Source organism: Nocardia sp. NPDC051030, assembly GCF_040683015.1.
Classification (GTDB): domain Bacteria; phylum Actinomycetota; class Actinomycetes; order Mycobacteriales; family Mycobacteriaceae; genus Nocardia.
The window spans coordinates 1-12,504 of record NZ_JBFBCD010000020.1; the positions used below are offsets into that span (position 1 = coordinate 1).

A 12,504-nucleotide genomic window follows, 5' to 3' on the forward strand; every position below is an offset into this window, starting at 1 on the left:
CGCCCCGGCCCGCGCACCTGGTGCCCACACCCCCCCCCCCCGACCCCCCCCGCGCCCCGCCCCCACCCAACCCCAACTCCCCCCACCCACACCGCGCCGCCCCACAGTGTGCGGGGCCCCCGCCTCTCGTTTCGGCGGTTTCGCTACTCCGCGAGCAGCTTCTCGGTGGCGGCCAGCAGCACGCAGGTCGCGACACCGTCCATCGCCTTCTCCAGCTCACCCAGCGACGGGAAGCTCGGCGCGAGGCGAATGTTCTTGTCCTCCACGTCCTTTCCGTACGGGTAGGACGCACCGGCCGGAGTGAGCGCGATACCCGCCTCCTTGGCCAGAGCCACCACGCGGGATGCGGTGCCCTCCAGCACATCCAGGCTGATGAAGTAGCCGCCCTTGGGCTCGGTCCAGGACGCCACCTTGGACGCGCCCAGGCGATCCTCGAGGATCTTCAGGACCAGCTTGAACTTCGGCTCGAGAATGTCGCGGTGCTTCTGCATATGCGCGCGCACGCCGTCGGCGTCCTTGAAGAAGCGCAGGTGCCGCAGCTGGTTCACCTTGTCCGGGCCGATGCTCTTCTTCCCCGCGTGCCCCAGGTACCACTCCAGGTTGGCGGTGGACGAGCCGAAGAAGCTCACGCCCGCACCGGCGAAGGTGATCTTCGAGGTGGAGGCGAAGACGTAGGGGCGGTTGGCGTGCCCGGCGTCGGCGGCCATGGTGAGCACGTCCAGGACCGGGTCGGCCTGATCGGTGAGCGGGTGCACCGCGTACGCGTTGTCCCAGAACAGGCGGAAGTCCGAGGCGGCGGTGGGCATCGAAACCAGTTCGCGGGTAATGGCTTCGGAGAAGGTGACGCCCGACGGGTTGGAGTAGTTCGGCACCGCCCACAGGCCCTTGATGCTGGAATCCGACGCCACCATTTCGGTGATGGCGTGCACGTCCGGGCCGTCGTGGCCCATCGGGATCGGGAGCATCTCGAAGCCGAGCGATTGGGTGATGGTGAAGTGCCGGTCGTAACCCGGTGCGGGACACAGGAACTTGAGCTTCGGCTCGTCCACCCAGCGGCGCGGGGAGTCGGCATTGCCGTGCAGCATGGAGTACACGAGCACGTCGTGCATGATCTCCAGGCTGGCATTGTTTCCGGCCAGCAGGTTCGAGACCGGGATGCCGAGCAGCTCACCGAAGATGGCGCGCAATTCCGGGAGGCCGTGCAGGCCACCGTAATTGCGGACGTCGGTGCCGATGCCGTCGCGGTAGTCGTCATTGCCCGGCAGCGACAGCAGCTCCTGCGACAGGTCGAGCTGCTCGGGCGAAGGCTTGCCGCGCGTAATATCCAGGGTCAGCTTCTCGGTCTTGAGCTTCGCGTAGTTCGCGCTCTGCGTCTCGTGTTCCGACACGAGTTCCGCATGGCTCATCAAACCGATCTGCGTTTGCCGAGGCATCCTGGCAGCCTTTCCAAGGGCGTGGGTACATGTGTGGCTCACGGCGTGCCGTGAACCAACCGACCACGTTACTCGGCAACGTCTACAGACGGACAGCGATATGCACACGCACAGCGTGGAGAGATTCGAGCGGGGGTTGAACCCCCGGACCCCTCATAAAAATAAGGGGACCCAGCGCACCCGGCAGAGCCCGTTGACCCTTGCTGCCTTCCGGCCCTGGGGGAGTTCACAGGATGCGCGCCGCGCTGGATCCGACGGCCAGTGTAGCGGCTCTCGGATGCCTGCGCCGCCCCGGGTCGTTACGATCTGTCCGACATCGCGGGGGCACCCGCTGGAGTACCGGAGGGGAAAACGACGTGACAAGCTCGAATCCAGGACCGGGCGGCCCCGAAGATCCCGCCAGACACCAGGAAACCGCACAGTGGTGGGCCACCGCGCCGACCGGCAACGACCAGGGTCAGCCGGTCACCGGCACGGATCCGACCATGCTGAACTACTCGAACGGCGGCATGCCGCCGTATACGCCGCCGGCACAGCAGGTTCCGCCGCAGCAGCCGATGAACACGTACCCGCCGCAGCCGCAGGTCGGAGCGCCGTATGGCGCGCCGCAGCAGCCGTACACCGCGCCGCCGCAGCAGCAGTTCGCTCAGCCCGCGCAGCAGTTCGCGCAGCCTCAGGCTCCGATGCAGGGCGGATACGGCTACCCCACCCCGCCTCGGCCTCCATCGAGCGGCAGCAAGGCCGGGTGGATCATCGGCGGCGTGATCGGCCTGGTGGTGATCGTCGGCATCGGTATCGGCGTGATCGCCCTGTCCGGCAGCGACAGCCCGGCCTCCCCGCTGGGCGGTGACGACAAGAAGAAGAACATGGACGGCAACTACTCCATGGACAGCGTCACCAATGCCTGCACGCTGATCGACCCGACCGTGCTCACCAAGTGGTCCAGCACCTCCAAGGGCAGCCCCACGCACACCGAGACCAAGCCCACCGACTACAGCGGCGGCCGCCTGGAATGCTCGGCCGGCTACTCGGGCCAGTCCAGCACCAGCAAGTACCACACCAATGAGGCCGACATCACCCTCGATGTGTCCTTCAACAGCGCCTACGGCAAGCCCGAATACGAGTCCTGGAAGCAGTACGACACCGGCACCACCGGCTCGGGCCGCTCCTCCGGCGATGTCACCGGCATCGGCTCGCAGGGCTACTGGCACGCCGAGACCAGCGACTACTCCTCCTTCGCTGTGCTCGATTACACAGTCGGCGTGCAGGACAGCAACGTCTCGGTCAAGGTCAAGGTCAGCATCGACCGAGGCCAGGGCGAGACCGTCAGCAAGGAAGAGGTCGCCTCGATCGCCAAGGACCAAGCCCAGAAAGCCCTCACCGCCCTCAAGAAGAAGTAGCCCTGACCAACCGATTTGCCTCCGACCGGGGGTACCCCGGTATATTGCTCCACGGAGGATTCGCCTAGTGGCCTATGGCGCTCGCCTGGAACGCGGGTTGGGTTAACGCCCTCAGGGGTTCAAATCCCCTATCCTCCGCTCACGAAGGCCCCACCGGATCTGTTCCGGTGGGGCCTTCGTCGTATCCGCTCCAACCGCAACGCAATGTCAGCGGGCCGCTACAGGCGTGAGTGTTGGTCAGCAGCGTTCGACATGAGCTCGGCTGCCGCTGCACCACGCAGAGCCACGGCATGCACCTTGCCGAATACGTCTTCGTAGACTGCGAGCTCACTTGGCCGCGTGATGGTCAACTCCGCGCTGATGTTCTCGACCATGACGCTTTCGCGGTCGAACATCGCGAATCCGTGGGAGCCGATGCACGCATCGACATTCAACGGCACGATGCCGAGATCCACGCGGGGATTCTGCGCATGCTCGATCAGCGCGCGCAGTTGCTCGACCATGATCTCGGATGAACCGATGGTCTGCCGGAGAGCCGCCTCCGCGATGATGAAGGCGAATCGGCGTTTGCCTGAGCGGAGTACGCGCTGTCGGGTCATGCGGATGGCGACGGCTTCGTCGATGTCGTCACGCCCGCCGGGGATCACGGCCCGGCAGGCAGTGAGGATGGCCTTCGCGTACGCGGGTGTTTGGAGTAAGCCGGGAACAACCCAGGATTCAAACCAGCGGATATGGCTGGCGCGGGCTTCGATGTCGAGTGATTGGCGCTGGCGATGCGCCCGCCCTGAAGCGACGACTCGCCGCCATTCCAGGTACATCGACTGGAGATTGCGCAGGGTGGCGACGAGGTCGTCGTAGACCATCAAGGAATTGGTGGCACGACACCATGCGAGTAGGTCGTCTTCGCTGGGTTGTTGTTGACCGAGTTCGATGCGAGAGACCTTGGAAGGGTGCCAGCCACATTCTGCGGCAAGGTCTTTTGCTAGCAGTCGGGCGTCCCTTCGGAGTTCACGCAACCGCGCTCCGAGGGCCGCCCGAGCCTGTACTACTCCCGTCACGAACTGATATTTTCCGATCGCACGTAGTCGCTGTGGTCGATTCCCTTACCCCAGAGCCGATCCCATGCTTCGGTGCACACGGCAGCGATTGCGGGATCGGTAGTTACGGCCAGGCCGACCGCATCACCGGCGGCATCGATGGTGTTGAATGCGACGATTTCGTCATCAAACAGCCAAAAGTCGTCACTGGGCACTTCAGCTGCACTGGTGAGATGTCGCGGTAGCCATCGAATCTGTTCGCCCGCAGCAATATTGGAGGCGCAGGCATCCAGTAGCCATGCCGTGTACTCGCTGTGCGGAACTGTCACCACCCGCACCCGTGCCACCTCCACGCCGCGCGCGGAGGTCTCGGCAACGAGAGCGCACCACTGCCGCCCGCCGTCGGTTTCAATGATCTCCCGGCTTTCGCGCCATCGCACCAGAGGCTCGTATTCGTCGGGCACCTGGTAAGAGTCCTGAACCTCGACGTGCACGGCGCTTATGCGAGCGGCTCGGAAGTACGAGGCGTAGATCCCTTCGCCCGCAAGCTCCCCCGTCACTGCGAGCATCGCGGAACCTCCACAGCCGTTTCATCCGAATCCAACGTGAGTCGCTCTCGCACATCGGCGGTGACGGGCTCACCAGCCACAAGCACCATACCGGCGGTGTCGGTGGTCTCCACGGCGAGCACAGTCCCAGGTTCGGCCCAATTGAGCAGGGCATGCGGAACAAGCACGGCGCGGCCTTCTCGCGCGGCTATGCCTTGCACAACGTGGCCGTTATCGGTCGCGTACAGAGCCGGACAGCCGCCGTCTTTTGATCCTGAGCCGAGCAATCGCAGGGTGGTCATGATGGCTTCCTAACCTCAGATGAGAAATACCTGCATCGCAATAATCCCAGCTTGCGGCACTTATTGCGCCTGATTGCTTCGCAATCAGGCGCAATTTCGTAGTAGCGCAACACGCCTCGCCCATACCGTCCAGGTAGGCGCTCGGGGGCCGCGGCTCGTCGTCGCGACCCCGGGTTGCCACCTCGAGACGACGAAGACGACGAAGGGCGACGATGGCATTAACCGAGCCCGAGGCGAAAGTGCTTGGTGCACTGTCGATCCTCGACCCAGCACAAGCATTTACCGTTCAACAGCTCTGCCGCACGACAATGCTCGCCGAGACCTCGATCCGCCGAGCGCTGCTGAGACTGTCGCGTACGGGGCTCGTGATGAGTACACCGCAAGGGCCCGCTAGGTGGCGGTCGACCGACAGGGGCCGGTTGGCCATCAGCCGACCGGGCTACCGCGAGTATGTGGGCGATCGGCCATGAAGCGATACGCGATCGGATTCCTTCGCCGGGAGATCTCCGGCGCGCGACGAGAGCAGGATGAGGCCCAAATTCATGCTCTCGCAGAGGAACTCGGGTACTGCCTGGCCATCGTGGTGCTGGCAGACCCGGAACGGGATTCGGTTCTCAACCGACTTATGAATATCGTTTGGGGCGAATCGGTCAATGGCGTAATCGCGCCCAGCCTCGATCATTTCGAGAGTGGCGACATTCCCGCGCTGGTCAAGTTCGCCGACGTGATCTGCGCGGACACCCGCAAGCGGTACACGGTACCGTCCGAGGACAGCGACGAGAACGATCCAGACTGTGTCGTGATCCGAGATGGCACGTACTGATGCCCGTACTCCGTGACCCGAACATGATCCGATCCGAAGGGTGCTTTCGTCGTATCCCCTCCAACTGCGGAGGGCGCAATGCGCGGGCGGTATTGTCACCCCGGGCTATCGAGGGGAATCAATGAAAACAGCTGCGGCTCTGACCATTACCGCCGTGTGCGCCGGGGCGGCCGTCGGCCTGGCGGGGTGTGGCGACAGTTCGCATCAGGGTGCGGGTGCGCCGAGTTCGGCGGCGTCTACTACTCAGGTGTCGGTCGCCGATCAGTGTCGTGCCAAGGCTTGGCCGATGGCGTTGCCGGATTTGCGGGGGAAGCGGTTCGAGGATGCGGGGCTTGGGGATGGGGTGTGCTTCAACATCAAACAGGCGACCGCGCCTGATGGGCACAATGTTTTGTTCGATAGTGATAGCTCGGTGTGGGTGGTGACCGGGCAGTCGCCTGCGCCCGGGACGTTGGTTTCCGAGAAGGAACCGATTGCGGTGACGGTGGGGCCTGGTCAGCCGGGCTGAGGGCTGGCCTCGAGGTCTGCGGGCCGCAGCGCTTCGGTTACCTCGGTGATGGCCGCGTCAAGGCGGGCGGCGTAGGCGTCGAGGTCGGGGATCACGTCGGGGTCGGCGTGGATGGAGAAGGTGACGGTGTTGCCGAGGCCGTGGATGCCGTGGGTCAGGTGCATGACCGCACCGAGTGCGGGGAAGCCTGCGGTGAAGCGGACTGGGCTTCCGGCGAAAGTCAGGTCTGCGGGGCCGCGGTGGACGCTCGACATCACGGTGTGGCCCGAAACTTGTTCGGGGAGAACATCAATCGGGTAGCCGGTGACGTTTCGGTGCAGGATCGGGGCGGGGATGGCGGCGGTGGCGTGCGATTGAGCTTCTTGAAGAGGGTGTTCGGCGCGCTGTCGGAGGGTGGTCAGGTCCGCGGCTATACGGGCGGCTCGGCGGCGCAGGACCGGTTCGGTGGTGGCGAGGTCCACCGAGAGGTCGCGGTAGCTGTTGCGGTCGGTGTCATTGGGGGTGACCGCCATGGGGACTTGGGCGCGCAGGGGTGTGGTTGGTTCGCCTCGGTATGCGAGGTAGCGCTGGAGGGCGAGGGATACGGCGGTCAGGGCCACCACGGTCACGGTGTGGCCGGGGACGCGCAGGCTGTTCGCGTCGCGGACGAGCATGCGGACGGTGTGGGCCGCCGGATTCGCGCCACCGCCGTTGAGGAGATTCGGCGGGACGACCGGTGCGGACTGCGGCACTATGCCGGACGAGGTGAGGGCGGCCAGTTTTCGCCGTGCGCCTTCGGCGGCGAAGCCGCGAATCACGGTGCGGGCCATGCCGATCGGGAGCTCCGGCAGCGCCTCGACGGCGGCGGCGCACGCGGTGATGGTCTCCCCCGGGACCACCCATTCCGGCACGATCCGGCGCAGTAGGCCCGCAGCAGCGGACATCGGCTGGCTCAGCACCGACTTGTGGCGTTCGGCCACGGCGGATTCCGGCGCGACCGGAGCCTCGGCGAACAGGGCTCGGGCGATTTCCGCTGCTCGGCGGCCGTCTGCGAGGGCGTGCGATAGCTGCAAGACCGCTACCAGGGCGGACTCGCCGCTAGCGAATCCGGGGGCGTCGTCCACTTCGCGGAAGACGTGCAGGTGCCACGCGCGGCGGTCGGCGCGTAGACCTGTGGCGAGGAGTTCGCCAAGTGCCGCTTGGAGATTCGACCAGGTGGGAATGGGCAGTGGATGGACAGTGAACTGGTCGTCAATGAATTCGCAAGGTGCCCAAAACGGATACGCAATGTTTGCAGGAGTGGCCAGCACGTGCACCAGCAAATCTGGAATACCAGCGACCCGGTTTGCGATGGTGCGGCGCAGGAGCGCGTCGGACTGCCCGGAATCGGCGAAGCAGTAGAGCAGGAAGAGATCATTGCGGGTTCGGGCGGACAACCAGTACATGGTGGCGTCCCGGGGCGCCAGGGAATTCACTCGATCACCTTAGCGAAACGCCCTACAGCCCAGCCGGTCTGAGTGCTACCGTGTGTAGTAGAAGCCTTCAGAACTCTCCCGGGGGCGGGGTGACCGCAATGGCAACTCGAAATCGAACCGCCGGTCGACTGGCGGAACAAGCGGATGCGGCCGATGAGCGATATCGCGGCGCACCATTCCTCAAAAGGTCCATCAACAAGGTCTTTCCGACGCACTGGTCTTTCCTGCTCGGCGAAATCGCGCTGTACAGCTTCATCATCCTGCTGCTGTCCGGCATCTATTTGACCTTGTTCTTCGACCCCTCCATGACCGACGTGACCTACAACGGGTCCTATCAGCCACTGCGCGGCGTCACCATGTCCCGCGCCTACGAGAGTTCCCTCGACATCTCCTTCGATGTGCGCGGCGGGCTCTTCGTACGCCAGGTGCATCATTGGGCCGCCTTGCTCTTCTCCGCGTCCATGATCATCCACCTGTGCCGCGTCTTCTTCACCGGAGCCTTCCGCAAACCGCGCGAGGCCAACTGGGTGATCGGTGCGATCCTGCTGATCCTGGCCATGTTCGAGGGCTTCTTCGGCTACTCGCTGCCCGACGACCTGCTCTCGGGCACCGGGCTGCGCGCCGCCTTCGCGGGCATCCCGCTGGGCACGCCGATCATCGGAACCTGGCTGGAATGGCTGATATTCGGCGGTGAATTCCCCGGCCACATCATTATTCCGCGGCTGTACATAGCGCATGTGCTGCTGCTGCCGGGCATCATGCTGGCGCTCATCGCCGCGCATATCGCGCTGGTCTGGTACCAGAAGCACACCCAGTACCCCGGCCCCGGCCGCACCGAGAAGAACGTGATCGGCACCCGCATCGTGCCGGTGTTCTCGCTGGACCAGGGCGCGTTCTTCGCCTTCACGCTGGCCGTGCTGGCCATCATGGGCGGGATACTGCAGATCAACCCGATCTGGAATCTGGGCCCGTACAACCCCTCTCAGGTCTCCGCGGGCACGCAGCCGGACTTCTACATGATGTGGACCGACGGATTCCTGCGCCTGTTCCCGGCCTGGGAGCTCTATATCTTCGGCCATACCGTGCCCGGCGCCTTCTCGATCGCGCTCGTCATGCCGCTCATCTTCGGCCTGCTCATCATGTATCCGTGGATCGAGAAACGGCTCACCGGCGATAAGGAACCCCGGCACAACCTGCTGCAACGACCGCGAGATGTGCCGGTGCGCACCGCGATCGGGGCCATGTCGCTCACCTTCTACCTGGTGCTCACGCTGGCCTGCGTGAACGACATCATCGCGCTGCAATTCCATATCTCGCTCAATGCGACGACCTGGTTCTTCCGCATCGCGCTGCTGCTCGTGCCGCCGCTGGCCTACATGACCGCGTATCGGCTGTGCCTGGGTCTACAGCGCGGCGATCGGGCGGTGCTGGAGCACGGCATCGAAACCGGTGTGGTCAAGCGGCTTCCGCACGGCGAATACATCGAGATTCACCAGCCGCTGGGGCCGGTCGACGAGCACGGGCATCCGATTCCCTTGGAGTACCAGGGCGCTAAGGTGCCGCGGAAGATGAATGAGCTCGGCATTGCGGGCCGACCCGGGACCGGGAGTTTCTTCATCGCCGATCCCCCGCACGAACGCGAGGCCAACCGGGTCAATGACCAGGAGGCCGAGCACCTGCAACTGGCCGTGCTGCGGCGGGTGCAGGAAGAGGAGTCCGGCAACGGGCACCACTCCTGAACTGCACTGTGCCCTAACAGCACTGTGCTCTTAACAGCACTTGTGTCCGAACAGCGAAAAGCCCCGAGTCCTCAATGACCCGGGGCCCCTGTTTCTGGTTCAGGCCCGCCTGAACTCCCCATCGGATACGCCCGCGACGAACGCGTCCCACTCGCCAGGGGTGAAGGCAAGCGTGGGTCCACGACCGAGATCCTTACTGTCGCGAACCGCCACGTTTCCGTCCATCAGGAACGCGACCTCCACGCAGTTGCCGTTGGGGCCACTATGGTTGCTCTTACGCCATACGGCGCCGGTCCAATCCACCTTCACGGCACTAGCTCCTTCGCTGCATCTAGCACGAATAATTGCTGGCATCGATCTTGGCGACGTTGTGATCCGGCGGATTCGCGGATCCCTTGGTGCGCCTGCGGTTGTACGCAACCTTCCCGTACAACCCTCCCTCTGCACTTCACGATGGGAATGCACCCCCGGTGTCTGTTCCCGCGCTAAACACTAGCAGGGTTCGTCATTAGGAGATCGCATTCTTTCGTTTTCAATCAGCAAATAAAGGGCAAGGTTAGCCAGCTAATTATTTGCAGAAAGATAGCGGCATTTTGAATAGCGCATAAGTCGGAATCTCCAATTCTGTTATCGGGCCAATAGCGGACCTTCCGGCAAACTCCCGCCGCACCGGCCCGGCCGCGGTCAGGGATCATGGACACCATGGCCGACGCACCGCAGGACGATCTCGCACGCGACCGGGACGACGACGGGCGTGCCCGGAATGCCCGGCCTCGCGACCGTTTGGGCCGCCCCCTGCCGCCCGGCAGCATCGGCGTAGAGCGGATTCCCGACGACCTCGAGCTACCCCCGGCGGAGACCCTCGAATACGCCCAGCGGCTGCTCGACGACGGCCTCGCATTCAACGCGCACGAGGTATTAGAGGCCGCGTGGAAGAACGGTCCGTTCGCCGAGAAGTCGCTGTGGCAGGGCCTCGCTCAATTCGCCGTTGGCCTGACCCACATTCAGCGGGGAAATTCGAAGGGGGCTCGCACACTCCTCACACGCGCGACGCATCGCCTCACCGATTTTGGACCGGCCCCGCACCACATCGACTCGCCCGGCCTGATCGCCCTGGCCCAGACCCTGCTGACCGCGCTCGACCAGGGAAAACCCATCTCCGACAGCGATCTTCGGCCGCGCCTCACAAGCCAACACTGAATTCGCAATTCCACTGCCGGTTCACACCAACGGTGTGCACCCGCAAGAATGCGAAAGACAGGCAGCGCCGCGAAGTATGCGAATACGCATGCGCCTAGCATGGACGAACGTGTCCACCCGCAAACCGCACAGCGCTCCGACCGCCCCGGCCGTGACCGGGTACGGCCGATTCGCGCCGAGCCCGTCGGGCGACCTGCACCTCGGGAATCTGCGGACCGCATTGCTGGCGTGGCTGTTCGCCCGCTCCACCGGACGCGGATTCCTCATGCGCATAGAGGATCTGGATCGGGTCAAAGCCGGAGCGGCCGAACGACAGCTGGCGGATCTGGCGGCCATCGGACTGGATTGGGAGCCGGAGGTGGTGCAGCAATCCGAGCGGCTCGCACTGTACGACGCGGCCATCGGACGACTCACCTCCGCCGGGCGCACCTATGAATGCTTCTGCACCCGAAGGGAAATCCAGCAGGCGGTGACCGCACCGCACGGGCCGATGGGCGCGTACCCGGGAACCTGCCGCGAGCTCACGGAGGGCGAGAAGGCGCAACGGCGCGACGCGGGCCGACCGGCCGCCCTGCGACTCCGGGCCGACATCACCGGCTTCGAGATCACCGACGAACTGCACGGCCGCTATCGCGGCGCGGTCGACGATCTGGTGCTGCGCCGGGGCGACGGTACCCCCGCATACAATCTCGCCGTCGTGGTCGACGACGCCGCCCAAGGCATCGATCAGGTGGTGCGCGGCGATGACCTGTTGCCATCCACCCCACGCCAGGCCTATCTGGCAACTCTGCTGGAAGTGCCCGTGCCGCAGTACGCGCATGTGCCGCTGGTCCTCAACACCGCGGGTCAGCGGCTGGCCAAACGAGACGGCGCGGTCACCCTTCGCGATAGGCTGGCACTCGGGGAAACCCCGGAATACGTGCTCGAACTGCTTGCGGACTCACTGGGCTACCCGGGCGCAACCTCAACCACCGGGTTACTGACGCAATTCCGGCCGGAAAACCTTCCAAGAGAACCGTGGACACTCGATCCCGACGGCTTGAGGCAACCCAGTACGTGTCCGTAACGTACCCACTCGACCAGAGACTCCGAATACTGAGACTCCGAAACGCAGACGACGAGGACGGCGACAATGACAAGCGGTGGGTACGACCCCAACCAGTATCCGCAGGGCGGGCAGCCACAGGGCGGTCAGCCATATGGCCAGCAGCCGTACCCGCAGGGACAGCCTTACGGTTCACAGCCGCAGCAGCCCCAGCAGCCCTACGCCCAGTCCGATCCCTACGGCCAGCAGCCGCAGCAGGATCCCTATGGCCAGCAGCCACAACAGCCACAACAGCCGTATGGGCAGTCCGACCCCTACGGTCAGCAGCAGCCGCCGCAGTTCGGGCAGCAGCCCGATCCGTACGGCCAGCAGCCGCCGCAGTTCGGCCAGCAGCCCTACGGGCAGCAGCCTTACGGCCAGCAGCAGCCGTTCCCGGGTGGCAACCCCGGTTACGGTGCACCGCAATTCGGTGGCGGCGCTCAGCCGGGTGACCTGTGGCTGCGGTTCGCGGCCCGCCTCATCGATGGCCTGATCATCGGCATCCCCGGCGGCATCATCTACGCGGTGCTGCCGGGCAAGCTCGGCATCGTGTGGGAGATCCTGCTGCCGATCATCATGTTCGGCTACTTCATCCTGCTGGAGACCTCGCAGGGCGCCACGCTCGGCAAGAAGATCCTGGGCCTGCGGGTGCTCGGCCCCGGCGGCGCTCCGCTGGATCCGGCGACCTCGGCAAAGCGCAATCTGTTCGTCGTTGTCGGGCTGATCCCGTGCTTGGGCACGCTGATCAGCATCGGCCTGCAGATCTACATCGCGGTCACCATCGAGCAGGACCCGAACAAGCAGGGCTGGCACGACAAGTTCGCGGGCGGCACGCAGGTCATCAAGGGCTGACACGCTTTTCCGGCATGACCTGCCGGACCTGAATACAGCGGCGGGGGGGGCGAGCGACGCGCGGGCCGCCCCCCGCCGGGGAGGGGGGGGGCGGGGGGGGGGCGGGGGGGGTCTGGGTGGGCGC

At 64.9% G+C, this 12,504-nt stretch carries 13 protein-coding genes, 1 tRNA gene, 1 other RNA gene and 1 pseudogene; 8 read left to right on the top strand and 8 right to left on the bottom strand.

Going from position 1 to position 12,504, the window contains the following annotated elements:
- Positions 1–143 precede the first annotated feature (143 nt).
- Together AB0N05_RS38770 and ffs are read right to left on the bottom strand one after the other, a co-directional pair.
- Complete coding sequence (locus AB0N05_RS38770; protein WP_364704250.1) at positions 144–1,433, bottom strand: aminotransferase class I/II-fold pyridoxal phosphate-dependent enzyme; 1,290 nt, start codon at positions 1,431–1,433, stop codon at positions 144–146.
- 161 nt (positions 1,434–1,594) lie between these two features.
- An RNA gene (gene ffs / locus AB0N05_RS38775) (signal recognition particle sRNA small type) lies at positions 1,595–1,689 on the bottom strand.
- A 100-nt stretch (positions 1,690–1,789) separates the two neighbouring features.
- On the opposite strand from ffs, the gene AB0N05_RS38780 reads away from it, so the two are divergent.
- Together AB0N05_RS38780 and AB0N05_RS38785 are read left to right on the top strand one after the other, a co-directional pair.
- The gene (locus tag AB0N05_RS38780) at positions 1,790–2,833 is read left to right on the top strand and encodes a hypothetical protein (RefSeq protein ID WP_364704253.1); all 1,044 of its coding nucleotides are present in this window, start codon (positions 1,790–1,792) and stop codon (positions 2,831–2,833) included.
- A 53-nt stretch (positions 2,834–2,886) separates the two neighbouring features.
- A tRNA-Ser gene (locus tag AB0N05_RS38785) sits at positions 2,887–2,971 on the top strand.
- Between the two features lie 80 nt (positions 2,972–3,051).
- Here AB0N05_RS38785 and AB0N05_RS38790 read toward each other — a convergent pair.
- The 4 genes and pseudogenes from AB0N05_RS38790 to AB0N05_RS38805 all read right to left on the bottom strand — a co-directional run bounded on the left by AB0N05_RS38790 (position 3,052) and on the right by AB0N05_RS38805 (position 4,720).
- Positions 3,052–3,696 carry a DUF5753 domain-containing protein gene (locus tag AB0N05_RS38790; protein WP_364704279.1) on the bottom strand — a complete coding sequence of 215 codons (645 nt, stop codon included), beginning with the start codon at positions 3,694–3,696 and terminating at the stop codon, positions 3,052–3,054.
- An 18-nt stretch (positions 3,697–3,714) separates the two neighbouring features.
- A pseudogene (locus AB0N05_RS38795) lies at positions 3,715–3,891 on the bottom strand (helix-turn-helix transcriptional regulator); the annotation flags it as partial.
- Positions 3,888–4,439, bottom strand: a complete 552-nt coding sequence (locus tag AB0N05_RS38800; RefSeq protein WP_364704256.1) for a DUF6879 family protein — start codon at positions 4,437–4,439, stop codon at positions 3,888–3,890. The pseudogene AB0N05_RS38795 and the gene AB0N05_RS38800, both read right to left, overlap by 4 nt.
- Entirely contained in the window at positions 4,427–4,720 is a 294-nt protein-coding gene (locus AB0N05_RS38805; protein WP_364704258.1) for a hypothetical protein, read from the bottom strand. Before AB0N05_RS38805 ends, AB0N05_RS38800 begins: the two co-directional genes overlap by 13 nt.
- A gap of 466 nt (positions 4,721–5,186) precedes the next feature.
- On the opposite strand from AB0N05_RS38805, the gene AB0N05_RS38810 reads away from it, so the two are divergent.
- Positions 5,187–5,543: a hypothetical protein gene (locus AB0N05_RS38810; protein WP_364704261.1), complete on the top strand. Its 357-nt coding sequence runs from the start codon at positions 5,187–5,189 to the stop codon at positions 5,541–5,543.
- A 247-nt stretch (positions 5,544–5,790) separates the two neighbouring features.
- A complete protein-coding gene (locus AB0N05_RS38815; RefSeq protein WP_364704263.1) occupies positions 5,791–6,051 on the top strand; it encodes a PASTA domain-containing protein in 261 nt (86 codons plus the stop codon).
- Here the strand turns inward: AB0N05_RS38815 and AB0N05_RS38820 are convergent.
- Positions 6,039–7,505 (bottom strand): WS/DGAT domain-containing protein, encoded by a 1,467-nt coding sequence (locus tag AB0N05_RS38820; protein WP_364704266.1) that lies wholly within the window; start codon positions 7,503–7,505, stop codon positions 6,039–6,041. The genes AB0N05_RS38815 and AB0N05_RS38820 overlap by 13 nt on opposite strands.
- 98 nt (positions 7,506–7,603) lie before the next feature.
- On the opposite strand from AB0N05_RS38820, the gene AB0N05_RS38825 reads away from it, so the two are divergent.
- Complete coding sequence (locus AB0N05_RS38825; protein ID WP_364704268.1) at positions 7,604–9,244, top strand: cytochrome bc complex cytochrome b subunit; 1,641 nt, start codon at positions 7,604–7,606, stop codon at positions 9,242–9,244.
- A gap of 99 nt (positions 9,245–9,343) precedes the next feature.
- Here the strand turns inward: AB0N05_RS38825 and AB0N05_RS38830 are convergent, their stop codons facing one another.
- On the bottom strand, positions 9,344–9,553 hold the full coding sequence (locus tag AB0N05_RS38830) for a DUF397 domain-containing protein (protein WP_364704270.1): 210 nt from the start codon (positions 9,551–9,553) through the stop codon (positions 9,344–9,346).
- Between the two features lie 393 nt (positions 9,554–9,946).
- Between AB0N05_RS38830 and AB0N05_RS38835 the strand changes: the two genes are divergently transcribed.
- The 3 genes from AB0N05_RS38835 (at position 9,947) to AB0N05_RS38845 (ending at position 12,380) form a co-directional block, all read left to right on the top strand.
- Positions 9,947–10,444, top strand: a complete 498-nt coding sequence (locus tag AB0N05_RS38835) for a DUF309 domain-containing protein (RefSeq protein WP_364704272.1) — start codon at positions 9,947–9,949, stop codon at positions 10,442–10,444.
- Positions 10,445–10,553: 109 nt separating this feature from the next.
- Positions 10,554–11,510 carry a tRNA glutamyl-Q(34) synthetase GluQRS gene (gluQRS, locus tag AB0N05_RS38840; protein WP_364704274.1) on the top strand — a complete coding sequence of 319 codons (957 nt, stop codon included), beginning with the start codon at positions 10,554–10,556 and terminating at the stop codon, positions 11,508–11,510.
- A 66-nt stretch (positions 11,511–11,576) separates the two neighbouring features.
- Positions 11,577–12,380 (top strand): RDD family protein, encoded by an 804-nt coding sequence (locus tag AB0N05_RS38845; RefSeq protein ID WP_364704276.1) that lies wholly within the window; start codon positions 11,577–11,579, stop codon positions 12,378–12,380.
- The last annotated feature ends 124 nt before the right edge of the window (positions 12,381–12,504 follow it).